We start from the raw sequence: 24,569 nt of genomic DNA, 5'->3' as shown, positions 1-24,569 counted from the left end.
TCGATAGGTGGGGCGAACCTAACCCATCTAAGCCAAAGCTCCAACAAAAATGGTTAACCGATTCGAGTAATCAGGCGGGTCCGGGAAACAGGCTGTCGGTCCGGCCCATGATCCTGTAGGCGACCAGCCCGATCCATTCGCGCATGCTTTCGTTCAGCGCATCCAGGCCGGCCAGCAGGTCCGGTCCCCACATCAGTTCGCCGGCGCTGCGGTAGTCGACCGGGTAGGCCACGACTGGCCAGCCGGCCTTGCGGAAGATGCCGACCGACCGCGGCATATGGGCGGCGGACGTGATGATGAGCCAGGTTCCGCCGGAAGCCGCGCCGACCAGATCCTTGGTGAAGAGCGCATTTTCGTAGGTGTTGCGCGACTCGCGCTCGAACAGGATCCGGGAAATGTCGAAGCCCAGCCCGTCCAGCACCTCGGCGATGACGTCGGTTTCCCGCAGGTCGCCGGAAAAGACGAAGCCTGACCCGCCGGTGAAGACCAGCCGGGCATCCGGATAGCGCCGGGCAAGCCTGACGAACTCGGTGATCCGCTCGGCGGCGCCGTTCAGCACCGGCTGCCCCCGGTCGGCGGTCATCTCGGTATGGACGGAACCGCCGAGAAGGATGATCCCGTCCACCACCTCGGGCAGGTCCGGCCGGGGAAACCGCTCCTCCAGCGGCCGAAGGGTCACCTGCCCGATCGGCAGCAGCGTGATGAGGGCCACCGCCAGGATGCCTGCGGTGGTCATCCACCACCCTGCCCGCCTCAGGCCGGAGCGGCCGCTGACCTGCAAAAGCTGCCCGACGACCAGCAAAGCCGCCAGGACGTTGCCGGGCTTCACGAGCGCCCAGACCAGCTTCGACAGGACGAAGGACATGGGTCGAAGCCGATCCGGGACTTGTGCCGTGCCGTCAGATGTCGGCGTAGCAGTGGGTTTCGGCCGCTCCGCCGGGGTGGGTCACCGCCCCCTTCTCGGCGTCGCCGACGAGCTGCGCGTACTTCCACAGCGTACCGGACTGGAAGTCGTGGCGGCGCGGCGTCCACGCCTTGCGGCGCTCCGCCAATTCCTCGTCCGACAGCTCGACCGTGATGGTCCCGGCCTCGGCGTCGATCGAGACGATGTCGCCGTCGTTCAGCAGGCCGATCGGACCGCCGACCGCCGCCTCCGGCCCGACATGGCCGATGCAGAAGCCGCGCGTGGCACCTGAGAAACGGCCGTCGGTGATCAGGGCAACCTTGTCGCCCATGCCCTGGCCGTAGATGGCCGAGGTGGTCGACAGCATCTCGCGCATGCCGGGGCCGCCCCGCGGTCCCTCGTAGCGGATGACGATCACCTCGCCTTCCTTGTAGTCGCGGCGCTCGACGGCGGCGAAGGCCTCCTCCTCGCAGTCGAACACGCGGGCCGGGCCGCTGAACTGGAGCTTCTTCATGCCGGCGACCTTCACGATCGCGCCGCCGGGCGCCAGATTGCCGCGCAAGCCCACGACGCCGCCGGTCGGGGTGATCGGGTCGCTGGTCGGACGGATGACGTCCTGGTCGGTCGGGAACACCACGTCGGCGAGGTTCTCCGCGATCGTCTTGCCGGTCACCGTCATGCAGTCGCCGTGCAGGTATCCGCCGTCCAGAAGCGCCTTCATCAGGACCGGCACGCCGCCGATCTCGAACAGGTCCTTGGCGACATAACGCCCGCCCGGCTTCAGGTCGGCGATGTAAGGGGTGCGCTTGAACACCTCGGCGACGTCGTGGAGGTCGAACTCGATACCGCACTCGTGCGCGATCGCCGGCAGGTGCAGGCCCGCGTTGGTCGATCCGCCGGAGGCGGCCACGACGACGCAGGCGTTCTCCAGCGCCTTGCGGGTCACAATGTCCCGCGGCCGAATGTTGCGCTTGACTAGTTCCATGACGGCACGGCCCGAAGCCTCGGCATAAGCGTCGCGGCTCTCGTAGGGGGCCGGGGCGCCGGCGGAACCGGGAAGCGCTATGCCCATCGCCTCGGACACGCAGGCCATCGTATTGGCGGTGAACTGACCGCCGCAGGAACCGGCCGACGGGCAGGCGACGCATTCCAGCTCGTGCAGGTCGCTGTCACTCATCCGGCCGGCCGAGTGGGCGCCGACCGCCTCGAACACGTCCTGCACCGTGACGTCCTTGCCCTTGTACTTGCCCGGCAGGATCGAGCCGCCATACATGAAGACGCTCGGAACGTTCAGCCGCACCATGGCCATCATCATGCCGGGCAGCGACTTGTCGCAGCCTGCCAGCCCGACCAGCCCGTCGTAGCAGTGGCCCCGCATGGTCACCTCGACGGAGTCCGCGATGACCTCGCGGCTGACCAGCGACGACTTCATGCCGGCATGGCCCATCGCGATGCCGTCGGTGACGGTGATGGTGGTGAATTCGCGCGGGGTGCCCGCCCCCGCCTTGACGCCGATCTTGACCGCCTGCGCCTGCCGGTTCAGCGAGATGTTGCAGGGAGCCGCCTCGTTCCAGCAGGTCGCGACGCCGATGAAGGGCTGCGCGATCTCCTCCTCCGTCATCCCCATGGCGTAGTAATAGGAGCGATGCGGCGCCCGCTCGGGCCCAACGGACACATGCCGGCTCGGCAGGTTCGATTTGTCCCAGGTGGTGGGTTTGTTGTCGCCGTAGGGCATGACCGATTACCTCTTGTTGCCATTTGGCCCGCGGAGGGCTGCTCTTGTTGCGCCGGAACATAGCGCCGCGGGTTTCCGAAGCCTAGTGCGCTTTGGACGGCAAAGGTGAATGGCGGGGCGGGATGCTCGGATGCGAAAGGCGCATGGCTGGCTCGCGCCACCAATTCTCTAGAAAACGGGCGGCGACTTCTCGAAGTCGAACCACAATCTCTCGTTCTCGAAGAAAACGCGGCCGAAAAGTAGTGACTCAATCTTCGCCGCGGAGCCGGCCGCGATTCTACGGTAGATTAGGCACCACCCACAATGAATCAAAACAAAACGATTGCCAAGATTTATTCAGTGAATACTCAATCTGGTTCTTAAATCCGTTGCCAATCTCACTGCCTGAATCATCTAAGTGATGATTGTTTGGTATCCGGGATCGAGATCTCTGGCCGATTTTTGAAAATGTGGCGGATATTCTACTTTCAACATAGCCTTGGATATCGCGGAGCCGCGCTACGATGAGCGATTCTACTTGAATGGATTGCTTTCATCATAATCTATCCAACCTTTCTGGTTGGCTTCCTTCTCTATTTCATCGAGAAGCTCTTCAACACCTAAAGGTTTAGCCACTGCAGAGCTTGCAGCGACCTCTCGGCGCCCACCAGCCGGCGGCTTCTTGCGGGTTGACGAGACGTGCGGCGAATCACTTTGCGGTGGGCGCCTTGCCGCTTTGCCGCGGCGCCCCAAGTCGCCCGCTGGTCTCGATGGCATCTCACTCCTTCGCCATAGTGTTAACACAAAAGAATATAAATACCCCGCGCTGTTTGATCAAGAACCGATCCAATCCACGCTATCGGAAATTTTCAGACAGGGATTCGAGGCAAAGCCCCGTTCATAGGAAAATATACTGGCAGCAATCGTAAGTGTCGGCGACACCGTGAAACAGCTTCGGCTTGGCTGATGATGTATACATCTCTCTTTGCCAAAGGACCGCAAACCCTCGGGTTCCCCGCTGGGATGTCACCGCGCTCTCTTCTTGTACACTCTTTGTTCTTTTATAGGAAACGCGGATGGTCCGGACCGCGCCATCGGCGTCGGACCACCATTTCCCGTCGAGGTCATCGTCAGTAAAGCCCCCTGGGAAACGGTGGTCCGACGCCGGCTTACGCCGAAGTCAGCCGTGCGAGCGCCTCGGCCAGCTTCTGCTTCGCCGACTCCGCCGCAGCACGGCGGTCCCGCTGCTCCTCGATCACCTCTTCGGGCGCGCGGGAAACGAAGTTCGCGTTGTTCAGCTTCTGGTCGATCTTCGCGACCTCACCGGAAAGCTTGTCGATCTCCTTCGTCAGGCGGGCCTTCTCCTGGTCGATGTCGATCACGCCGGCCAGGGGCAGCACCACCGTCGCCTCGTCCAGCACCGCCTGGACGGCTCCCTTGGGCGCCGGATCGCCGGTCGTCGCGGCGGAGGACAGGCGGGCCATGCGCAGGATGATGTCGCGGTGGGTATCCAACCGCTGGACCGTCTCCGCCGAGGCGTCCTTGAGAAGCATCGGGATCTGGGCGCCCGCCGGCACGTTCATCTCGTTCCTGACGGTACGGATCGCCGAAACCAGGCGGACCACCCAGTCCATCTCGGCCTGGGCGGCACCGTTCTCCATCTCCGGGCCGAACTCCGGCCAGGCGGCGCGGATCAGGCCGGTCGCCCGGTCAGTACCGATCTGCTCCCAAAGCTCCTCCGTGATGAAGGGCATGAAGGGGTGCAGCAGGTGGAGGATCTCGTCGAGCACCCAGGCTGTCGTCGCCCGCGTCTCCGCCTTGGCGGCGGCGTCGTCTCCGTTGAGGATCGGCTTGGTGAACTCCAGGTACCAATCGCAGAAGGTACCCCAGGTGAACTGGTACAGCGTGTTGGCCGCGTCGTTGAAGCGATAGGCCTCGATCGCCTCGGCCGCGCGGGCAGACGTCTTCGCCACCTCGCCGACGATCCAGCGGTTGACCGTCTGGCCGACGGCCCCGGGGTCGAAGCCCGCCTGCGGCAGGCACTCGTTCATCTGGCAATAGCGCGCGGCATTCCACAGCTTGGTCGCGAAGTTGCGGTATCCCTCGACGCGGCCGACCGCCAGCTTGATGTCGCGCCCCTGCGCCGCCATGGCCGCCAGCGTGAAGCGCAGCGCGTCGCAGCCATATTCGTCGATCAGGTTCAGTGGGTCGATGACGTTGCCCTTGGACTTCGACATCTTCTGCCCGCGCTCGTCGCGCACCAGGGCGTGGATGTAGACGTGGCGGAACGGCACGTCGCCCATGAAGTGAAGCCCCATCATCATCATCCGGGCGACCCAGAAGAAGATGATGTCGAAGCCGGTGACCAGCACGTCGCCCGGGTAGTAGCGTTCCAGCTCCTTGGTCTGCTGCGGCCAGCCCAAGGTCGAGAACGGCCACAGCGCCGACGAGAACCAGGTGTCCAGCACGTCCGGGTCGCGGGTCAGCTCGGTCTCCGAGCCGTAATGGGCCGCGGCCGCCGCTTTGGCCGCCTCCTCGGTCTCCTCGACGAAGACGGTCCCGTCCGGGCCGTACCACGCCGGGATCTGATGGCCCCACCAGATCTGCCGGCTGATGCACCAGGGCTGGATGTTGCGCATCCATTCGAAATAGGTGTTCTCCCACTGCTTGGGAACGAACACCGTCCTGCCCTCCTCGACCGCCTTGATCGCGGGCTGGGCCAGGGTGACCGCGTCGCAGTACCATTGGTCGGTCAGCCACGGCTCGATCACCATGCCGGACCGGTCGCCGTGGGGCAGCATGTGCGTGTGCGGCTCGATCTTCTCGACGAGGCCCAGCTCTTCCAGGTCGGCGACGATCCGCTTGCGCGCCTCGTACCGGTCCAGGCCGCGGTAGGCTTCGGGGATGATCGCGTCGTCGATGATCCGGGCGTCCCGGTCCAGGACGTTGATCATCTCCAGGCCGTGGCGCCGGCCGACCTCGAAGTCGTTGAAATCGTGTGCCGGGGTGATCTTGACCGCGCCGCTGCCGGTCTCCGGGTCGGCATACTCGTCACCGACGATCCTGATGCGCCGCCCGACCAGCGGCAGCACCGCGAAGCCTCCGATCAGGTCGCGATAGCGCTCGTCCTCAGGATGCACCGCGATGGCGGTGTCGCCCAGCATGGTTTCCGGCCGGGTGGTCGCGACGGTGATGAAGCGGTCTGGCTGGTTCTCCAACGGATACTTGAAGTGCCAGAGGTGTCCCTTGACCTCCCGCGACTCCACTTCCAGGTCGGAGATCGCGGTATGCAGCTTCGGGTCCCAGTTGACCAGGCGCTTGTCGCGGTAGATGAGCTTCTGCCTGTGCAGCGTGACGAAGACTTTGGCGACCGCCTCCGACAGGCCCTCGTCCATGGTGAAGCGCTCGCGCTCCCAGTCGGGCGAGGCGCCCAGCCGGCGAAGCTGGCGCGTGATCGTGCCGCCCGACTCAGCTTTCCACTGCCAGACCTTGTCGATGAAGGCGGCGCGGCCCAAGTCGTGGCGCGTCTTGCCTTCGGCTGCCAGATTACGCTCGACCACCATCTGGGTCGCGATGCCGGCATGGTCGGTTCCCGGCTGCCACAGGGCGTCGTCGCCGCGCATGCGGTGGTACCGGATCAGGATGTCCTGGAGGGTGAAGGTCAGCGCGTGCCCCATGTGCAGGCTGCCCGTCACGTTGGGCGGCGGCATCATGATGGTATAGGGCCGGGCGTTCGACTCGGCATGGGCGGCGAAGGCGCCCGACTTCTCCCACGCGTCGTAGTGCTTCGCTTCGACGTCGGCGGGGCGGTAGGTCTTGTCCAGCATCGCTGAATCTTTCAACTTTTCGGGTCCCTGGATCTGAATGACCTGGACCACGGAAATGGATTTGGCGGACCCTGCCTTCAGCACGGTCCGCCCCGATCAGTTCTGACGCCCAAGGCTTATGGCTGGATCGCTCGTCAGCCGCCCTGGGCGCGGCGTACCATCTTCTCGATCTCGCGCTGGACCATTCGCTCGACCATGGGCGGCAGGTTCTGGTCCAGCCAGTCGCGCAGCAGCGGCCGCATGACGTCCTTCAGGATATCCTCGACCGTCGGGCCGCCGCCATAGGCCTGCATACTGCCGGAGAAGCGGTTGCCGCCGATGCTGCTCGCGAGCTGCGCGAAGGCGGCGCTGGTCGCGGCCGCCGTCGGTGCCGACACCAGATCGTCGTCGTCATAGCTGGAAACCGGCTGACGGCGCGGCGCCGGCTTGTCGAACAGGTCGTCCAGGGAGTCGAGGGACAGCGGCGGCTCAGGCTCCTCGGGTTCGGGCTCCGGATCCATCGCCCGGGCCCATGGATCGTCCTGCGGATCCTCCACGTCGATGACGGAACCGTCGTCCTGCACCATCTGGGTGAGTTCCAGCACATCCTCGTCCATCGGCTCCTCGGGAGGAGGCGGCGGAGGCGGAGCGACATAGGCCGAGACGGGAGCCGGCGTGGGAGCGGGAGGCGGCGGGGCCGGTTCAGGCTTGCTCGGCTCCGCAGGCTCGGTGTCTTCGGATATGATTCGCCGGATGGAGGCTAGGATTTCCTCCATCGATGGTTCTTGCTGGGACTTGGTATCACTCATCAGCGCAACCCCAGGGGCCTGATCCGGAACCCGGAGCCTATGTCACAACAGGTTAAATTACTACCAAGTCGTTCAACCGGTCTGGCGAGAGCCGAAGTTTCACTCATCGATATCGGTGCCCCACCACTTGTCGCGAACCTGTTTGTAGTGCTTCTCGTGGTCGTAGTAGTTGACCTGGAGTCCGAGTTGGCGGGCGGTGAGCTGACCGGTGGCTTCCAGCACGGCAAAGGCGGCGACGGTCTCGTCGCGTTGCGCCCGGACCAGTTCGACCCGCGCATCCAGCAGCTCCTGCTCCGAGTCCAGCGTGTCCAGGGTCGTCCGCGATCCGACCAGGGCTTCCTGGCGCACGCCTTCCAGCGCGATCTCGGAGGCCCGGACCTGGGATTGGCGCGATTGAATCGTGGCGCGGGCGGTGGTCAGTCCCTCCCAGGCCCGGATGGCGTTTTCCACCACTTGGCGCCGCGCCTCCTCGATCTGGATGCGCCGCTGGCTGGCGGTCTGCCGGGCCTCGCGGACCCGCGCCGCCGTCGAACCGGCCTGGTAGAGCGGGATCGTGACGGAAGCCACCACCGAGGCGCCGTCGGACCGGTCGGCCTGGCTGCTCGGCTCATAGACACGCGACACAGTGCCGCGCAGGTTGGCCGACGGCAGCATCTCGCCCCGGACCTGGTCGACCGCGTTGCGGGCCGCCGTTTCCGAATACTCCGCCGCCACCACGCCGGGATTGTTGCTCTCGGCCAGCGAGATCGTTTCCTCGCGGGTCGCCGGCAGGTCGAAGCGCAGGCGTGGTGCCGTCAGCCGGCCGGGAGGCGATCCGATCAGGCGGGCATAGACCGCGCGGCTGGCGCTCAGCAGGCCCTCGGCCTGAATCCGGTCGGAAACCGCGCGGGCAAGCCGCGACTCCGCTTGGCTGACGTCGGTCCGGGTGATCTCGCCGACATTGAACCTGTCCTGCGAGGCGTCGAGCTGCCGCCGCAGCACCTGCTCGTTGTTGACGTTCAGGTCCACGACGGCCTGGTCCCGCACCACGTCCAGGTAGGCGGTCGCGGCATCGAGCAGGACCGACTGCTCGGTGGACAGCAGGTCCGCCCGCTGGGCCTGGACCAGGGCTTCGGCGCGCTTGGTGCTCGCCTCCGTCCTGCCGCCGGTATAGAGCGGCTGCACGACGCTGAGATCGACTCCCCGCTGCTGCAGGTTGCTGTCGCGGTTGACGCCGGCCGCACGGGTCCGCTGCCGGTTGTAGCCCGCGTCGGCGGTGGCTTCCACCGACGGACGGTAGCCGGACAGCGCCTGCGGCACCAGTTCGTCGGTCGCGCGCAGCTGGGCGCGCTGCGAATCGATCGTCGGATTGGTCGCATAGGCGTTCGCCAGCGCTTCCTCCAGGCTCTGCGCAGAGGCGGGCTGGCTCGCCACCAGGGCCAGCAGGGCGCCGCCCAGTGAAGCACCGAGGGCGGTGCCGGTCCGCCGTGAGTTCCGTCTCATCAATACACCTTCATCGTCGGATCGATTCGGCGAGCCCATGCGTCAACGCCGCCCATCAGGTTGGTCGCCTTGTCGAACCCGTTGTGACGCAGCCAGGCGGTCGCCTGGGCGCTCCGCCCACCATGATGGCACACCACGACGATCTGCCGATCCTTCGGGAGTTCCCCGGCGCGACGGGCCAGCGCCCCCAGGGGAACGCTGGTGCTCCCCTCGATCGCGCAGAGTTCGAACTCCCAAGGTTCCCGCACGTCCACCAGGGCGAGATCGGCGCCGGACTGGCGCAGACCCTGAAGAGCATCGACATCTATCTGCAGCGGCACTGTGTCGGTCATCACTCGCTCCTAGTCACTTGATGCTCCAGGCCCGCATCCGTCGGACATCGCGGCCGGTCGTCAGAACTGGAAGACCGGCTTGGGCTCGAAGCCCGGAAGCAGGGGAGTGGAGGCATCGAACAGGATGCGGCCGGTCTCGACCGCGCCGGTGCGCTGGAACAGGCGCGCCTGCCCCATCCGCGCGTCCGGCGCCACCACCGTCACCAGCCGGCCGCCGTCCGCCAGCTGGTCCAGGATCGCCTTCGGAACCTCGGTCACCGCGCCGTGGATCAGGATTGCGTCGTAGGGCGCCTGCTTGGCATAGCCCTCGGTCAGCGGCCCCTGCACCAGCACGACGTTGTCCACGCCCAGTTCGCGCAACGTCTCCTCGGCCCGGGCCGCCAGCTCGGGGTTCTCCTCGAGCGCGACCACGGTCGCCGCCATGCGCGACAGGAGGGCGCTGGCGTAGCCCGTGCCGCAGCCGATATCGAGGACGATGTCCGTCGGCTTGACCCGCGCCTCCTGGAGGAGGCGGGCGATCACCATGGGCTCGATCAGATACCGCCCCTTGGCGACCGGGATATCTTCGTCCACATAGGCGAAGCCGCGCGACGCCTTGGGCACGAACAGTTCGCGGGGAATGGTCGACATCGCATCGACCAGCGCGTGGTCGGTTACTTTGTTGGGGCGGACCTGCCCTTCGACCATGTTGTAGCGGGCTGCGGAATAATCGGGCATGGCAACCGTTTTCTGATCTTGTTTCATCCGGCGCGCCAGTCTTCCGCGGCGGAGCGGCGCTGTATCGCCTTATATCCGTCAATGCGTTCGAACACAACGGAGAGCCATCGAAGCGTCTGACGACACAGGCGGTCTGTCGCATGGATGCCTCATCGGCGGGTAGCGGCACGCCGTCCGCCGCTTGACCGGCGGTTCCGGGCCGGCTATATCAGGTCACCTCTCCGGAGCCGGCACGATCAAGGGCCGGTCCCGGCACCTGGCGCGGTGGCAGAGTGGTGATGCAGCGGACTGCAAATCCGTATATCCGGGTTCGATTCCCGGCCGTGCCTCCAATCCCCCATGTTCCTCGACATTTGAGCAAAGGCATGGCAGCGCGGCCATCACCGCGGCCAGCGGCTAAACTTGCGCCCTGGTGACTAATCTTCGGCCTGCCCCACCGGAAAGCTGTCCCCTCCCCTGCCCTCCCCTGCCCTCTTCCGTTGAGAACACATATACCCCTATCGATATTATCTTGTTTTCAGGAAAGACAAACTTCTTTATATAGTCGCTCTTTGTTTACCTGATTATGGAATAGGTCGACAATGCTGACGCATTTTTACTACACCTTCAAAACTATTCAGGCGGACCTTTTTGAAAACGTGGCAGATGCCCGCCGGATTCGTGCATCATACTTTTCGAAAGCGAATTGTTGGCCTGGAGTGACGGTTCGATGTGATCCGACGCCCCGGCCGGAGAACCGGCCGGCCCGAGCGGAACCCTGAAGGATCGGGGAACTCAAGGCAGGCCTGTAAGTCAGTACGAGGAGCGGATCATGCAAATCGCGGCAGGACATACAGCATCGTTCACCCGCAACCACGCCGTGGCGGCCCTGGCCGGATTGGCACTGACCGTTGCGGTGGCCGGCGGAATCGCGTTCACCGCGTGGCAGGGGCCGTCCGACCTCCTGGCCGTCCCGGACGCTGCCCTGCCGGAGAATACCCGGCCGATGATCCTGGTGCCCCTGCCGCGCTGAGCCGCGGACCCTTCATCCCCTTCCCACCTCTCCTTCGCTGGCGCGACTGCAGCGGGGGCAGGCCTTGCCGCGCTGCCTGCCCCCGCACTTTTTTGTCCGCCCTCCTTGCCCGACAGGCGCTTGATGAAGCCTCCGTTCCCGCACATGTGATTGATACGGCGCGCGGCGATCGCGCGGATGCGAGGGAGGTCTGTGATGCTTTCGCCTGTCCGCCTGCTGGACCGACCGCTGGCCCGCCTGGGCCGGCTTGGATTGATCGCCGCGCTGGCCGCGGCCCCATGGGTCGCGAGGCCGGCTCCGGTCGCTGCCCAGCGGGTCGAGGCGCCCGACGTGACCGCGATGATGCAGTCGGTCGTCGGGATCAAGGCTACGGTCCCCTCCGACGCCCGCTCCGCCGAAAGCCTCGGTACGGAGCGTATTGGCAGCGGCATCGTGATCGACGGCGCGGGACTGATCGTCACCATCGGTTACCTGATCATGGAAGCCAGCGCGGTCGAGGTCCGGACCGCCGAAGGCAAGGTCCATCCCGCCGAGATCGTGGCCTACGACCATGTCAGCGGCTTCGGCCTGCTCAGGGGACAGTACGGGTTCCGCGCCAAGCCGATGCGGCTCGGCCGCTCCGAGGAGGCCAAGGTCGGTGATCCGATGCTGGCCCTGGCCCACGGCGGTCCCGGCGCGGTCCACGCGACGCTGGTCGTCAGCAAACGGGAGTTCGCGGGATACTGGGAATACCTGCTGGACGAGGCGATCTTCACCTCGCCGGCCATTGCCGAATTCGGGGGCGCGGCACTAGTCTCGCCCAGGGGTGAACTTATGGGCGTCGGCTCCCTGTTCGTCCACGACGCGGCGCCGCCGCTGGTGGCACCCGGCAACATGTTCATCCCGGTGGATGTGCTCCATCCCATTCTCGGCGATCTGCTGGCACTCGGCCGCTCCGCCGAGTCGCCCCGTCCCTGGCTCGGCGTCACCACCCAGCAGGCCGGAGACCGGCTCGTCATCCAGCGGGTCACGCCGGGCAGCCCGGCGGCGGCGGCCGGCCTGCGCCCGGACGATGCGATCGTCGCCGTCGGCGGCCAGCCGGTCAACCGGCTTGCGGATTTCTATCGGAAAATCTGGGCGTTGGGCGAAGCCGGCGTCAGCGTCCCGCTCGGGATCCAGCGCGCGGGACGGGTCGAGACGGTGTCGGTCCAGTCTATCGACCGGCTCCGCCACCTCAGGCTCAGGCCCACATTCTAAGGCACTGTCATCATATCTTCTCGTATAGGCGGCGTTATCCGGAAGGATCGATCGCCTTCTAGTGGTATTTATATTTATTTGGATATAGCATGCCTTGGCTGGCGCGGCGGTGCCTCCCCGAGGAGGTGATCCGCCCGCGCTTGCTTTGTCGGATCGTCCGAGGCGCGGATATTTTCACGCCCGGGATCCGATATGCAGCCGCAGACGGGCGTGGAGAATGATGGGCAAGCCGAAGAATGTCGCCAACGAGATCGATGCGCACGTGGGTGCCAGGCTCCGCCTGCGTCGATTGCTGCTGGGAATCAGCCAGGAAAAGCTGGGGGACGCCTTAGGGCTGACCTTCCAGCAGATCCAGAAATACGAGCGGGGCGCCAACCGGGTCGGCGCCAGTCGTCTTTACGACATGTCCAGGGTCCTGGACGTTCCCGTGGCCTACTTCTTCGACGACATGCCGGACGAGACCGCGGCCGTGATGTCGACCCGGCTGCCCAACGGCTCCCGCGCGATCGGCGAGTCGCCCCTGGGCTCCGACGTCCTGCTCAACCGCGAAACCACGGAACTCGTGCGGGCCTATTACAGCATAACGGACGCCGAAGTCCGCCGGCGCGCGCTCGACTTCCTGCGCACCGTAAGCGAAAGCGCCTCGATCAACCGAGGTCGCCGAGGGGAAGATGCCACCCCCGAAAGCGTTCCCGAAGAGGTGTAGCGGGCAGGGCGGGATGACGCATTGGGGTTGTCCGGCGGGGTGCTCGCACCCGGCGGCGGCATGGGTTAAGAGATGCGCTGTTGCCGCACAACAGCCCGTGGCCTTTATTCCGATGCGATCGAGCGACATGATGAACGACGAGCAGGATATCGAGATCCTTGCCAAGGAAACCCTGCATGACGGCTTTTTCCGGATGGACCGCTACCGGCTCCGCCACCGGAAGTTCGATGGAGCCTGGACCCAGGAACTCGAGCGGGAGATCTTCGAGCGCGGCAACTCGGTCGCGGCCCTGCTCTACGACCCGAAGGCCGACACGGTCGTGATGGTGGAGCAGTTCCGCCTGCCGGCGCGTCTGGCCGGCCGGTCCGCCTGGAGCTTCGAAGTCCCTGCGGGAGTGGTAAAGCCCGGCGAGGAACTGGCCGAGGTCGCCCGCCGCGAAGCGTTAGAAGAGACCGGCTGCGAGATCGGCGGCGACATCAGGCGGATCGGCGAGTTCATGGCCAGCATCGGCGGCAGCACGGAGGTGGTGACGGTTTTCCTGGGTCTGGTCGACTCGTCCGGCACCGGGGGCATCCACGGCCTCACCGACGAGCACGAGGACATCCGCGTCCATGTCGTTCCCTCGGCAGAGGCGATCCGGCGGGTCGACGAGGGCGAGATCGACAATGCCGCCAGCATCATCGCGCTGAACTGGCTTGCCCGGCACCGTGACGCCCTGAGGAGCGAGAGGAGCGAGAGGACCTGAAGGCGGGAGAGGGCCTGAGGCCCGCTTGATCCGGTGACGGGCGAAAGCTAGTCTGTCAGCCATTCGACAGGCCAGAGGGAAGAACGCTCACCGTGGACGTACGCGAAGGATTCATCGGAAGTATCGGCGAAACACCCCTGATCCGGCTGGAAGGTCCCTCCAAGGCGACCGGCTGCAACATCCTGGGAAAGGCCGAGTTCCTCAATCCCGGCGGCTCCGTCAAGGACCGCGCCGCCATCGCGATCGTCCGGGACGCCGAGCACCGCGGCGCCCTGAAGCCCGGCGGCGTCATCGTGGAGGGGACTGCCGGCAACACTGGCATCGGTTTGGCCCTGGTGGGCAACGCCCTGGGCTACCGAACCGTCATCGTGATGCCGGAAACCCAGAGCCAGGAAAAGAAGGACATGCTTCGGCTGGTCGGCGCCGATCTTCGCCTGGTCCCAGCCCTGCCCTACAAGGATCCGGGCAACTATGTCCGCTACTCCGAGACCCTGGCGAACGAACTGGCCGCGTCGGAGCCGAACGGCGCGATCTGGGCCAACCAGTTCGACAACGTCGCCAACCGCGAGGGCCACAGGGCGACCACGGGACAGGAGATCTGGCGCCAGACCGGCGGACGGGTGGACGCCTTCACCTGCGCGGTGGGCACCGGCGGCACCCTGGCCGGCGTGGGCATGGCGCTGAAGGAGAAGAACCCGGACGTCCGCATCGTGCTGGCCGATCCGATGGGGTCCGCGCTCTACAATCACTATGCCCATGGCGAACTGAAGGCCGAAGGAAGCTCGATCACGGAGGGAATCGGCCAGGGCCGCATCACCCGCAACCTGGAAGCCGCCCCGATCGACGGCTGGCACCGGGTGACCGACGAGGAGGCCCTGCCCCTGCTGTTCGAACTGCTGAAGAACGAGGGCCTGTGCCTGGGCGGCTCCAGCGGGATCAACGTGGCCGCGGCCATGAAGGTGGCCCGGGACCTGGGGCCTGGGCATACCGTCGTGACGATCCTGTGCGACTTCGGGACGCGCTATCAGTCGAAGCTGTTCAACCCCGCCTTTCTCCGGCAAAAGAACCTGCCGGTGCCGGCATGGCTGGACGAATGAGGGCACAGCAGCGCATGGAAACGATCTTCCGCCACGACTCCTACGCGGCGCGGTGCGATGCGACCGTCGTGTCGGCCGATGCCGGCGGCGTCACGCTGGACCGGACAGTCTGCTACCCGACCGGCGGCGGCCAGCCGGGCGACACCGGCGTGCTCCGCCATGGCGGCGACGAGGTACGGATCATCGACACGATCAAGGGCGACGGCCCCGATACGGCGATCCACGTGCTCGAACCCGGTGCCGCAGCACCGCCGCCCGGTACGCCGGTCGTGGTCGAGCTGGACTGGGACCGCCGATTCGCCCTCATGCGCATGCATACCTGCCTGCACCTGCTCTGCGCCGTGGTGCCCGGGGCGGTGACCGGCGGCCAGATCGGGACGGACAAAAGCCGCCTGGATTTCAACGTGCCGTCCGGCAGCCTCGACAAGGACGAGCTGACGGCGGCGCTGAACCGGCTGGTGGACGGCGACCATGCCGTGCGGTACCGCTGGATCGACGACGCCGAGCTGGATGCCAACCCGGACCTCGTCCGCACCATGTCGGTCAAGCCGCCGACCGGAACCGGCAAGGTCCGGCTGGTGGAGATCGACGGCGTGGACCTCCAGCCCTGCGGCGGCACCCATGTCGCCCGCACCGGCGAGATCGGCCGGGTCGAGGTCGTCAAGATCGAGAACAAGGGCAAGCAGAACCGGCGCGTGGTCGTCGCGCTCGCAACATGACAGCCGGCTGAAGCCGCACCGATCTTTCGAGGGGAAACGATGCCTTATTCCAAGCCCGATGCGCTGGTCAGCACCGACTGGCTCGCCCAGCACCTGAGCGCTCCCGATGTCCGGGTGGTCGATGCGACCTACTTCCTGCCGGGTGCCGACCGCGACGCCCGCGCCGAATACAACGAGCGCCACATCCCCGGCGCGGTGTTCTTCGATATCGACGAGATCGCCGACACCTCCAGCGACCTGCCGCACATGCTGCCGGCACCGGAGAAGTTCACCTCGCGGGTCCGCAAGCTCGGCTTGGGCGACGGCGTCCGCATCGTCGTCTACGATACCCACGGACTGATGAGCGCCGCGCGGGTCTGGTGGATGTTCCGCGTGTTCGGCCATCGCGACGTCGCGGTTCTGGACGGCGGCCTGCCGAAATGGATCGCCGAGGGGCGCCCCCTCGAAGACCTCCCGCCGATGCCGCGCGAACGCCATTTCACCGCGCGCCTCAACACGTTCCTGGTCCGCGACGCCGGTCAGGTCCAGGACACGATCGGCCGCGACCGCGAACAGATCGTGGACGCACGGGCCGCCGGCCGCTTCACCGGAGCCGAACCCGATTTCTGGCCGGGCCGCAGGGCCGGACACATCCCCGGCAGCCTCAACCTGCCGTTCGCCGACATGCTGAACGCCGGCGATCGCACCTTCAAGTCCGCTGACGAACTCCAGGCGCTCGTAGACAAGGCTGGGATCGACATGAAGCGCCCGGTCGTCACCAGCTGCGGCAGCGGCATCACGGCCTGCGTCGCCGCGCTGGGGCTCTACCTCCTGGGCAAGGAGGACGTCGCGGTCTATGACGGCTCCTGGGCGGAATGGGGCCGGCGCGAGGACCTGCCGGTCGAGACCGGGCCTGCCAAGGCGAACTCCTGAAATCGGTGCCTGAAATCGGTGCCCGAAATCGGTGAAGGAGACCTGATGCCGACCCCACCCGATCTTCGCGTCGTGCCGGGTCTGCCGCCGGGCAAGCTCCGCGTGGTCATCACCTTCCTGGAGATGACCAGCCCGCCCAACGCGCCGAAGCTACGCCCGCCGGTCGAAAAGCTGGCGTTGCTCCGGGCGGAACGCCCGACGGTCTCCTTCTACAGGTATCTCTACAACACGGTCGGGGAACCCTGGCTATGGGTCGACCGGCGCAAGCTGGACGACGAAGCCTTGGCCGCCATCATCCATGATCCCAAGGTGGAGATCACGGTGCTGTATGTCGGCGGCGTTCCGGCCGGCTTCGCCGAACTGGACCGGCGCGGCAGGGAGAATATCGTGGACCTTCGGTATTTCGGCATGATCCCGGAATTCGTCGGCATGAGGCTCGGCCCCTTTCTGCTGGGCTGCGCGATCGACTCGGCCTGGACGGGAGGGGCCCGCAAGCTGACCGTCAATACCTGCACGCTGGACCACCCCAAGGCCCTGCGCCTCTATCAACGCGCCGGGTTCGTGCCGGTCCGGCAGGAAGTCCGCATCGCCGACGACCCCCGCGCGATGGGCTTGATCCCAGTTAATGCGGCACCTCAACACCCGATCGTAACTTCTTGATTTATTAAGCAGTGCCTCCTATGGTCCCGGCCTACCACGAGCACTCCAGACAGCAACGGACAGGTCAGTCATGCGTGCCTTCGAAGGCCAACACTCGGACAATGTCGCCATCAAGCGAAGCCGCGACCAGAAGGTCCTGCTGTTGAAGCAGCTCCGCGAGCAGTTCGCCGCCCTAAAACCGACCGTAGCGCCCGGCATCCGCACCGCCATGGCGAAGCGGATCTCCGATCTGGAAAAGGAAGTCGGCGGGCGTTGATGCCGGGATCCCGGCCCCGGCTGTACAGGACTGCCACCTCTCTCCCGTAGCGGGCTCATCAGGTCCCCCGGCCGGATCATCAGACGATCCGGACCATCAGACGATCCGGACCATCAGACGGCATAGAACACGGCCAGCCAGACGGTGGGCTGGTCGGGGTCCGTCCAGGCGATGCGATGGCGCCGGCGGGGCGGAATGTCGATGCAATCGCCCGGCCCCATAGGTATGGCCACTGCCTCGCCCTCGACCTCCAGCACTGCGGATCCGGCCAGCACCAGCACCCATTCTCCTTCGTCCTGGTCATACCAGAAACCCGGCGGTGACACCTGTCCGTGGGAAACGATCCGCTCGACCCGAACCGACGGCATCGCCAGCAACCGAGTGATCACTTCCTCGCGCCCTGCATGAGGAATGTCTCTCAATATGTTGTTATTCAACGATACTATCCTTCCGATAATCCAAATGATTGCTGCGTCGCACCATCAGGGGCATACCCAATTTCTTCGTCACCGTACCGGCATTCGTGAAGACTTTATGTCACAGGAGGTTTTATCGTCGGATAGAGAACTTACGTTGGTACGGTCATGGACCGGGCGTGCGGCCCAGGAATAGGATGTCGCGAATGGATCAGGCGTTGACGGCGACCCGGATGCGAAACTTGCCCGTTGAGAAGGCGTCCCGTTGGATCAAGGAATGGGACCGGCAGCAGGAAGGCTATGTCGGTCACCGGGAGATCCGATTCGAAATCATCGCCGACGCCCTGACCGCCGCCGGTCTCGTGGCCCCCGTCATCCTGGACCTGGGATGCGGTCCCGGAAGCCTCGGCGACCGCCTGGCGGAACGCCTGCCCGGCGCGGAGATCGTCGGCCTGGACTATGATCCCGTCCTTCTGACCCTCGCCCGCGCCGTCCACGCCGAGAGCCCCGATCGGAGCTGGATCGAGCTGGACATGCGTCGGCAGGACTGGGTCGACTACTTGGACGGCCGGCAGTTCGACGCCGTCGTCAGCACCACCGCCCTGCACTGGCTGGGCGCCCCGAACCTGATGCGGGTCTACCAGGACCTGACGCAGGTGCTGGCACCCGGCGGCGTCTTCGTCAACGGCGACATCTGCTCCTACGACCAGACCCAGCCGACCCTCAGGCGCATGACGGCGGCGTCGATCAAGGCGAACCGGGCGGCGGCGAAGGCGGACGGCGCCCACGACTGGGTCGGCTGGTGGGAAGCGGTCGCGGCTGAACCTGCGTTGGAAGCTGCCGTGGCCGAACGCCATCGCCGCTTCTCCAATCTCCCACGCAAGCAGGAAATGACCATGGAATTCCATCTGGCCGCCCTGCGGCAGGTCGGGTTCCGCGAAGTCGGCTGCATCTGGCGCCATCTCGGCGACTATCTGGCCCTGGCGCTGCTCTGACCCGGCGTTTCCTGACTCCCCGGCCAAAAATCCAGGTCTGTAACAAAAATACTCTTGCATCTGCGCACAGAAAGAGTATCTCAACGGTCGTTGACGCACCCGCACGTGCCGCTGGCCCTTTGAGGTTATGTAACGACGTACCGCGTCCTTTTTGGCAGAACCGGTCATCCGTGGGCCGGTCCCGAGAGGGAGGTAAGTATGTTAGATATCGGCCAGAAGGCTTTAGTACCGTAAGGTAGCGGGCAAATCCGCCGGCGCTGAGAAGATCCCGCACACCGCGTTCAAGAGCGGTGCCGGGGCGTCGCCCGATTTGCCGATCTCATCCCCGCTCAATTCGTCCATTCCCGCGGCCTTCATGCCGTTAGGGTCGTTTTGTCTTCATGGGTCTGCCGGCGCGGCCGCGGCCCACGAGAGGATGCGTCATGGCTCAAGTCCGCTACCGTTCCGCCGTCTCGCCGCTGCGCCGAGGCACCACGCTCAGCCGCCGCGGCGCGCCGTCCGTCCGCCGCCCCGTCACCTGCGTCGACAATCTGGTCGAGACGCTGCGCCCCTCCGATCCGGTCCACTGCCTTCGCCCTGCCGTCCTGTCCGCGACCGCCGCCCGGTTCGTGTCGGCGTTTCCCGGCGACGTGCTGTACGCGGTGAAGTGCAATCCGGAGCCGGCGGTGCTGCGCGCGCTCTACGAGGGCGGCGTGCGCCATTTCGATGCCGCTTCTCCGGGGGAGGTCCGTCTGGTCCGCCAGATGTTCCCGAACGCCGAGATCCATTACATGCATCCGGTCAAGTCGCCGGACGCCATCCGCCAAGCCTATTTCGACTTCGGCGTGCGCGACTTCTCGCTCGACAGCGCCGAGGAACTGGAGAAGCTTGTCGGACAGACCGACGGTGCCGACGACCTGGGGCTGTTCATCCGCCTCGCCCTGCCGAAGGGCTCGGCCGTTTACGACCTGTCCGGCAAGTTCGGAGCCGCTCCGGACGAGGCCGCCAAGCTGCTGCGCACCGCCCGCGCCGTCGGCCGCAAGGTCGGCATCTGCTTCCATGTCGGATCGCAGTGCCTGGATCCGGCCGCCTACGAACGGGCGCTCGAACTGGCCGGCACGGTAATAGCACGGGCCGGCGTCGAGATCGACGTGATGGATGTGGGCGGCGGTTTCCCGGTCAGCTATCCCGGCGTCACCCCGCCCCCGCTGGGAGACTTCATGGAAGCCATTGCGCGCGGCTTCGCGCGCCTGGACCTGCCGTCCAGCACCCGCCTGTGGTGCGAGCCCGGCCGCGCCCTCGTCGCACCCGGCGTTTCGCTGCTGGTCCAGGTGATCAAGCGCCGCGGCAACGAGCTGTTCATCAATGACGGCGTCTATGGCAGCCTGTCCGATGCCGGCGTCCCCGCCTTCCGTTTCCCGGCGCGCATGATCCGTCCGGATGCCGGAGCGTCGGACGCGGCGGAGGAGGCGTTCGCCTTCTACGGCCCGACCTGCGACAGCGCCGACTACATGGCCGGCCCCTTCCTGCTGCCGGCAGACATCCGGACCGGCGACTGGATCGAGCTGGGCCAGCTCGGGGCCTACGGCTCGTGCCTGCGGACCGCGTTCAACGGGTTCGACAATGCCCGCCTCGTCGATGTGACCGATCGGCCGCTCCTGGAAACTCCGGGCTACCTGGATCGGGCCGATGAACAGGCCCATCTGTCCGATCGAAGCGGCGAAAATGCAAATTCGGTCGGCTACATCACGGAACAGGCTGCCTGAACGCAGCCTGTCCTCTACTGTCTCACCCGTCAACCTATCCACCCAGCGGGGCCCCGACATTCGTCAGCCACCTCCAGCCTGTTCGGAACAAGCCATGACCACGACCAATCCCATCGTCAAGTTTGCCGGCCGCATCGTCATCGTCGGATTCGGCAGCATCGGCCAGGGCATCTTGCCTCTCCTGCTGCGCCACATCGACATGAAGCCCGAGCAGATCTCGATCGTGACGGCCGAGGACCGCGGCAAGGCCGAGGCGGAGGAATATGGCGTCAAGTTCCACCGCGTGGCGCTAACCCGCGACAACTTCCGGACCGTGCTCGACCCGATGGTCGGCGAGGGCGACTTCATCCTGAACCTGTCGGTCGACGTGTCCAGCCTCTCGCTGATCAAGTTCTGCCACACCCGGGGCGCGCTCTACCTCGACACCTGCATCGAGCCCTGGGCCGGCGGTTACACCGACACGAGCCTGTCGCCCTCGCTCCGCTCCAATTACGCGCTGCGCGAATCGGTGTTGCAGCACAAGGGCGGCTATGCCAACGGCCCCACCGCGGTGATCACCCATGGCGCCAATCCCGGGCTGGTCTCCCATTTCATGAAGCAGGCTTTGCTCAACGTCGCCCGAGACACCGGTCTGGAGGTCAAGGAGCCGCGTACCCGCAGCGGCTGGGCGGAACTGGCCCAGGCGTTGGGGATCAAGGCCATCCATGTGGCGGAGCGCGACACCCAGGTAGCCAACGTACCCAAGAAGCGCGGCGAGTTCGTCAACACCTGGTCGATCGACGGCTTCGTCGGCGAGGGCGCGCAGCCGGCCGAACTTGGCTGGGGAACCCATGAGAAGGGCCTTCCCCCCGACGGCCGGCGCCACGAGTTCGGATGCGACGCCGCGATCTACCTGATGCGTCCCGGCGCCGGCACCCGGGTGCGAACCTGGACGCCCAAGGAGGGGCCGCTTCATGGTTTCCTGATCACGCACAGCGAGGCGATCTCGATCGCCGACTACCTGACCGTCTGGGACCGCACCTCGGTCCGTTACCGGCCGACCGTCCACTATGCCTATCACCCGTGCGACGACGCGATCCTGTCGCTCCACGAGTTCGCAGGCAAGACCTGGACCCTTCAACCGGAAAAGCGCCTGATGATGGACGAGATCATCGGCGGCATCGACGAGCTGGGCGTGCTGCTGATGGGCCACAAGAAAGGCGCCTACTGGTTCGGTTCCCAGCTTTCGATCCAGGAAGCCCGCGAGTTGTGCCCGCATAACAACGCGACCAGCCTTCAAGTGACCGCGGCGGCCCTGGCCGGCGTGATCTGGGCGATGGAGAACCCGCGGGCCGGCATCGTCGAACCGGAGGAACTGAACCACAACCGCGTGCTGGAAATCGCCGCACCCTACCTTGGTAAACTGACCGGTGCCTACAGCGACTGGACTCCGCTGCACAACCGGGGCGTCCTGTTCCCGGAGGACGTAGACACCTCCGATCCCTGGCAGTTCAAGAACTTCCGGGTGGTCTGATCGGGACAATCCCCACCCCGGTGATAACCGCCATCACCGGGGATGTGGTTCGGGCTTGGCGGAGCGGCGCCTGACATCGTATTCACCTAGTTGGATTGTGGCTGTCGATGTGGCCAAGCCAAGCTGGCTACAGGCCCCCTTTGGTACGGATGCTGACATTTGCGAACATAACCAGGGGGAGTGATGTCAACATTATCGAGACCCATGACCTTTGCTGACATCTGCGGCCAGTCCAACGGGTTCTGCGGCACGACGGCGATAAAAGGAACATAATCCTTGATTCAGGGCCAGTCCGGTACCAACTTGGGTTGAAGCGACGCCCGGGGGATCGGTGATCTATCTTCGTCCATCACCGTCACCCACGGCCTGGGGAGGCCCGCCCTACCCCTCCCCAAAGGAAAACGGGCCGCCCCGGTGTGGGACGGCCCGCCTCTTACCATGGTGCAGCCAGTCGTCAGCCGCGTGTCTCGCTCTGCACTTTCTTGCCCTGGTCGGCGACGGTGTCGCTGGCCGGGGCCTGAGCGGAGTGGGTCGTGTGCGAAGGGCAGGCACTGGCGACCCCAGCCGTCAGAAGAGCCGAGATGCCGAACAGCACGGCAATGACCGGCTTTGCTCCATGAGACATTGGATCACCTCCTTTCCGTTGTTTGCAGTTGACGGAAAGGTTCGCACATCCGGAGCCCACGTCAAGCCGCTTGTTGCGGGAAAGAGCCCCCGCAGGGCAACAAAAGCGCGCCTATTCCCCCTCCTCCCGCAACAGGCCGCCCTCCACCACCGCGGCATGCCGGCACCGGTCCTCCAGGATGACCCTGCCGGCTTCGATATAGACCGCTGCTTCCGGCGTTCCGTCAGTCAGGCTGATCAGCATCATCGGCCGGTCCGCGACCACGCAGAAGTCGATGATGTAGCGGCGGTCCCGCCCGGTCCCGAGCAGCAGGCTGCGGAACTCCCCGCAGCCCGCCACGATCTCGGCCGACCAGCGCGACGGCGGATCTCCCGGCACCGACCTAAGTCGAAGCATCTCCCGGATCTACTTGCGAAGCGCGTAGACCCAGACGACGCCACCCTGGGGGACGTCCAGCGTCGCGTAGCCGAGCTGGGCCAGCTTCTCCTGCTTGCGCTGGGCATCGACACCCCACCCGGACTGGACGGCGACGTACTGCACCCCGTCCACCTCGTAGGATACCGGCACGCCCGTCACGCCGGAGTTCGTCCGCGTCTCCCACAGCCTGTCGCCGGTCTTGGCGTCGAATGCCCGGAAGAAGCGGTCGTTGGTGCCGCCCATGAAGACCAGGCCGCCGCCTGTCGTCAGTACAGGGCCCCAGTTCTGCGACTTGTCGAACTTCTGGGTCCAGACCTTCTGCCCGGTATCCAGGTTCCAGGCCTGAAGCTCGCCGATATGGTCGGCATCGGGATGGACCGTCATGCCGATGTCGGAGATGGCGACGCCGATATAGAGCTGGCCCGGCTCGTATTCGGTCTGCTTGCCCTCCAGGTAGCCGCACAGGTTCTCGTTGGCCGGAATGTACATAAGCCGGGTCTGCGGGTTGTAGGCCACCGGCGGCCAGTCCTTGCCGCCCCACAGCGACGGGCAGAAGTCCGCCCGCTTGCCGGTTCCCGGCACCTTGGTCTCGTCATAGGTCGGCCGCCCGGTCTTGGGATCCAGGCTCTTGAACACGTTCTGCCGGACGAAAGGCTTGGCGTCGACGAACTTGATCTCGTCCCCCGACCTTTCCAGAATCCAGAGATAGCCGTTGCGGCCGGCATGGACGAGGCTCTTGTAGGTCCGGCCGTCCCGCTGCACGTCGACCAGGATCGGGGCCGCGACCTCGTCCCAATCCCATGCCTCGTTCCAATGGTACTGGTGGGCCGACTTCATCTTGCCGGTCTCCACGTCGATCGCGACGACGGAGTTCGCCCACTTGTTGTCGCCCGCCCGCTGGTCGGCCATCCACGGCGCCGCGTTGCCGGTCCCCCAATAGGACAGGCCCGTGGCCGGGTCGTAGCTGCCGGTGATCCAGACCGGGGCGCCGCCGGTCTTCCAGGTCTCGCCCGCCCAGGTCTCGTTCCCCGGCTCGCCCGGTCCCGGAATGGTGCTGGTCTTCCAGGCGGGCTTGCCCGTCTCCGCGTCGAACGCCGCCAGGAAACCCCGGATGCCGAACTCGCCGCCGGACATGCCGACCATCACCTTCCCCTTGGCGGCCAGCGGCGCCATGGTGATGTAGTAGCCCTTCTGGTAATCCTCGACCGGCTGCTCCCACACCGGCTTTCCGGTCTTGGCGTCCAGCGCCACGATGAAGGCGTCCACCGTGCCGACATAGACCTTGTCGCCCAGCAGCGCCACGCCCCGGTTGGTCGGATGGAGCTGGGTCAGGTCCTCCGGCAGCTCGCGCTTGTAGCGCCACAGCAGGTCGCCGGTCTTGGCGTCCAGCGCTATCACCTGCGCCTGGGGCGTGGTGATGAACATGACGCCGTTGTTGACCACCGGCGGCGATTGGTGCCCCTCGTTCACGCCGGTCGAGAAGCTCCAGACCGGCACCATGTCCTTGACGTTGCCGGTGTTCACTTGGGACAGCGGGCTGTAGCCCCAGCTGTCATAGGTGCGGCGGTACTGCAGCCAATTGCCGTCCTCCGGCTTCTCCAGCCGCTCCTGGGTGACCGGCGCATAGTTGTCCAGCGGGCCGGCCGCCAGTACAGGTACCGGAGCCAGCATCAGCGCCACCGCGGCGATGCCCCTGGCCAACGCTCTCTTGTCCATGGTTTCCTCCCGAAATGTTGTTTATCGTTTCGTTG

23 protein-coding genes and 1 tRNA gene are annotated in these 24,569 nt (G+C 65.7%); 13 read left to right on the top strand and 11 right to left on the bottom strand.

Translation table 11 applies throughout. The features are described 5' to 3' along the window. Positions 1–70 precede the first annotated feature (70 nt). The 7 genes from JL100_RS12045 to JL100_RS12015 all read right to left on the bottom strand — a co-directional run bounded on the left by JL100_RS12045 (position 71) and on the right by JL100_RS12015 (position 9,764). Positions 71–865 carry a YdcF family protein gene (locus JL100_RS12045; protein WP_202679628.1) on the bottom strand — a complete coding sequence of 265 codons (795 nt, stop codon included), beginning with the start codon at positions 863–865 and terminating at the stop codon, positions 71–73. A 34-nt stretch (positions 866–899) separates the two neighbouring features. Continuing rightward, the gene (gene ilvD / locus JL100_RS12040; RefSeq protein ID WP_456115313.1) at positions 900–2,579 is read right to left on the bottom strand and encodes a dihydroxy-acid dehydratase; all 1,680 of its coding nucleotides are present in this window, start codon (positions 2,577–2,579) and stop codon (positions 900–902) included. Positions 2,580–3,787: 1,208 nt separating this feature from the next. Continuing rightward, positions 3,788–6,445 (bottom strand): valine--tRNA ligase, encoded by a 2,658-nt coding sequence (locus JL100_RS12035; RefSeq protein ID WP_202679877.1) that lies wholly within the window; start codon positions 6,443–6,445, stop codon positions 3,788–3,790. Positions 6,446–6,579: 134 nt separating this feature from the next. After that, positions 6,580–7,041 carry a DUF2497 domain-containing protein gene (locus JL100_RS12030; protein ID WP_228421218.1) on the bottom strand — a complete coding sequence of 154 codons (462 nt, stop codon included), beginning with the start codon at positions 7,039–7,041 and terminating at the stop codon, positions 6,580–6,582. 291 nt (positions 7,042–7,332) lie between these two features. Further along, positions 7,333–8,715, bottom strand: a complete 1,383-nt coding sequence (locus JL100_RS12025; RefSeq protein WP_202679631.1) for a TolC family outer membrane protein — start codon at positions 8,713–8,715, stop codon at positions 7,333–7,335. Then, on the bottom strand, positions 8,715–9,047 hold the full coding sequence (locus tag JL100_RS12020; protein ID WP_202679632.1) for a rhodanese-like domain-containing protein: 333 nt from the start codon (positions 9,045–9,047) through the stop codon (positions 8,715–8,717). The genes JL100_RS12025 and JL100_RS12020 overlap by 1 nt, the downstream gene beginning before the upstream one ends. Before the next feature lie 60 nt (positions 9,048–9,107). Next, the gene (locus tag JL100_RS12015; RefSeq protein ID WP_202679633.1) at positions 9,108–9,764 is read right to left on the bottom strand and encodes a protein-L-isoaspartate O-methyltransferase family protein; all 657 of its coding nucleotides are present in this window, start codon (positions 9,762–9,764) and stop codon (positions 9,108–9,110) included. Positions 9,765–10,022: 258 nt separating this feature from the next. Between JL100_RS12015 and JL100_RS12010 the strand changes: the two genes are divergently transcribed. The 10 genes from JL100_RS12010 to JL100_RS11965 all read left to right on the top strand — a co-directional run bounded on the left by JL100_RS12010 (position 10,023) and on the right by JL100_RS11965 (position 17,107). Next, positions 10,023–10,096 (top strand) — tRNA-Cys (locus JL100_RS12010). A gap of 479 nt (positions 10,097–10,575) precedes the next feature. Continuing rightward, complete coding sequence (locus JL100_RS12005; RefSeq protein ID WP_202679634.1) at positions 10,576–10,776, top strand: hypothetical protein; 201 nt, start codon at positions 10,576–10,578, stop codon at positions 10,774–10,776. Between the two features lie 195 nt (positions 10,777–10,971). Next, a complete protein-coding gene (locus JL100_RS12000) occupies positions 10,972–12,012 on the top strand; it encodes a S1C family serine protease (RefSeq protein ID WP_202679635.1) in 1,041 nt (346 codons plus the stop codon). 220 nt (positions 12,013–12,232) lie between these two features. After that, a complete protein-coding gene (locus JL100_RS11995) occupies positions 12,233–12,718 on the top strand; it encodes a helix-turn-helix domain-containing protein (RefSeq protein WP_228421217.1) in 486 nt (161 codons plus the stop codon). Positions 12,719–12,848: 130 nt separating this feature from the next. After that, positions 12,849–13,463, top strand: a complete 615-nt coding sequence (locus JL100_RS11990; protein ID WP_202679878.1) for an NUDIX domain-containing protein — start codon at positions 12,849–12,851, stop codon at positions 13,461–13,463. A gap of 92 nt (positions 13,464–13,555) precedes the next feature. Beyond that, on the top strand, positions 13,556–14,560 hold the full coding sequence (locus JL100_RS11985) for a cysteine synthase A (protein ID WP_202679637.1): 1,005 nt from the start codon (positions 13,556–13,558) through the stop codon (positions 14,558–14,560). 14 nt (positions 14,561–14,574) lie between these two features. After that, complete coding sequence (locus tag JL100_RS11980) at positions 14,575–15,279, top strand: alanyl-tRNA editing protein (RefSeq protein ID WP_202679638.1); 705 nt, start codon at positions 14,575–14,577, stop codon at positions 15,277–15,279. A gap of 39 nt (positions 15,280–15,318) precedes the next feature. Further along, entirely contained in the window at positions 15,319–16,191 is an 873-nt protein-coding gene (gene sseA / locus JL100_RS11975) for a 3-mercaptopyruvate sulfurtransferase (RefSeq protein ID WP_202679639.1), read from the top strand. A gap of 45 nt (positions 16,192–16,236) precedes the next feature. Continuing rightward, positions 16,237–16,851 carry a GNAT family N-acetyltransferase gene (locus JL100_RS11970; RefSeq protein WP_202679640.1) on the top strand — a complete coding sequence of 205 codons (615 nt, stop codon included), beginning with the start codon at positions 16,237–16,239 and terminating at the stop codon, positions 16,849–16,851. A gap of 70 nt (positions 16,852–16,921) precedes the next feature. Next, the gene (locus JL100_RS11965) at positions 16,922–17,107 is read left to right on the top strand and encodes a hypothetical protein (protein WP_202679641.1); all 186 of its coding nucleotides are present in this window, start codon (positions 16,922–16,924) and stop codon (positions 17,105–17,107) included. A gap of 113 nt (positions 17,108–17,220) precedes the next feature. On the opposite strand, the gene JL100_RS11960 is transcribed toward JL100_RS11965, so the two are convergent. Beyond that, positions 17,221–17,496 carry a cupin domain-containing protein gene (locus tag JL100_RS11960; RefSeq protein WP_228421216.1) on the bottom strand — a complete coding sequence of 92 codons (276 nt, stop codon included), beginning with the start codon at positions 17,494–17,496 and terminating at the stop codon, positions 17,221–17,223. 269 nt (positions 17,497–17,765) lie between these two features. Here JL100_RS11960 and JL100_RS11955 point away from each other — a divergent pair, with 269 nt between their 5' ends. The 3 genes from JL100_RS11955 (at position 17,766) to JL100_RS11945 (ending at position 21,776) form a co-directional block, all read left to right on the top strand. Then, positions 17,766–18,518: a class I SAM-dependent methyltransferase gene (locus JL100_RS11955; RefSeq protein WP_202679642.1), complete on the top strand. Its 753-nt coding sequence runs from the start codon at positions 17,766–17,768 to the stop codon at positions 18,516–18,518. Between the two features lie 422 nt (positions 18,519–18,940). Beyond that, complete coding sequence (locus JL100_RS11950) at positions 18,941–20,263, top strand: type III PLP-dependent enzyme (RefSeq protein WP_202679643.1); 1,323 nt, start codon at positions 18,941–18,943, stop codon at positions 20,261–20,263. 94 nt (positions 20,264–20,357) lie between these two features. Next, a complete protein-coding gene (locus tag JL100_RS11945) occupies positions 20,358–21,776 on the top strand; it encodes a homospermidine synthase (RefSeq protein ID WP_202679644.1) in 1,419 nt (472 codons plus the stop codon). 454 nt (positions 21,777–22,230) lie between these two features. On the opposite strand, the gene JL100_RS11940 is transcribed toward JL100_RS11945, so the two are convergent. The 3 genes from JL100_RS11940 to JL100_RS11930 all read right to left on the bottom strand — a co-directional run bounded on the left by JL100_RS11940 (position 22,231) and on the right by JL100_RS11930 (position 24,534). Further along, positions 22,231–22,401, bottom strand: a complete 171-nt coding sequence (locus tag JL100_RS11940) for a hypothetical protein (protein WP_202679645.1) — start codon at positions 22,399–22,401, stop codon at positions 22,231–22,233. 111 nt (positions 22,402–22,512) lie between these two features. After that, a complete protein-coding gene (locus tag JL100_RS11935) occupies positions 22,513–22,797 on the bottom strand; it encodes a hypothetical protein (protein WP_202679646.1) in 285 nt (94 codons plus the stop codon). Positions 22,798–22,806: 9 nt separating this feature from the next. Beyond that, the gene (locus JL100_RS11930) at positions 22,807–24,534 is read right to left on the bottom strand and encodes a methanol/ethanol family PQQ-dependent dehydrogenase (protein ID WP_202679647.1); all 1,728 of its coding nucleotides are present in this window, start codon (positions 24,532–24,534) and stop codon (positions 22,807–22,809) included. Positions 24,535–24,569: the final 35 nt, after the last annotated feature.

The sequence above is a fragment of the Skermanella mucosa genome (assembly GCF_016765655.2).
GTDB lineage: Bacteria > Pseudomonadota > Alphaproteobacteria > Azospirillales > Azospirillaceae > Skermanella > Skermanella mucosa.
The sequence above is the reverse complement of the archived record's forward strand: the minus strand, read 5'-3'. Positions and strand labels throughout refer to the sequence as shown.